Origin of the sequence: Micromonospora sp. LOL_024 (genome assembly GCF_048060415.1) — a bacterium.
Taxonomy (GTDB): domain Bacteria; phylum Actinomycetota; class Actinomycetes; order Mycobacteriales; family Micromonosporaceae; genus Micromonospora.
The window spans coordinates 1-522 of sequence record NZ_JBHMIS010000185.1; the positions used below are offsets into that span (position 1 = coordinate 1).

General features: G+C 66.9%; 1 protein-coding gene. It reads left to right on the forward strand.

Annotated features, from left to right (window positions below; translation table 11 throughout):
• The coding region (locus ACFHWY_RS28815) for an ISAs1 family transposase (protein WP_416583376.1) at window positions 1-517 on the forward strand (517 nt) is incomplete at its 5' end.
• Window positions 518-522 lie beyond the last annotated feature (5 nt).

The window sequence follows — 522 nt, forward strand, 5'->3', positions numbered from 1 at the left end:
CCAGCCCACCCTGTTCGCCCAGCTCAAAGCTGTTCCCTGGGCGCAGATCCCGGTCGGTGACCGCACCCGCGACCGCGGTCACGGACGCACCGAGACCCGCACCGTCAAAGCCGTCACCCTGCACACCCCGGGCGGGATCGCGTTCACGCACGCCCAGCAAGCCGTCCGGATCACCCGTACCCGCACCACCGGCGGCAAGACCAGCCGCGAGACCGCCTACCTGATCACATCCCTGCCCGCCGCCGACGCCCAACCCGCTGACCTGCAGAAATGGGCAAGAGCGGAATGGCTGATCGAAAACCAGGTCCACAACGTGCGAGACGTGACTTTCCGTGAAGATCTTCATCAGGCCCGCACTGGCACCGGACCCGCCATCATGGCCACCCTGCGTAACACCGCCATCGGCTGGCACCGCATCCACGGCGAGGCCAACATCGCCCGCGCCAACCGACGCGCAGACCGTCGCTCACACGACCTCATAACCGCCGTGACCAGCAGTTACCCCAGAACGCAATAGCCCTG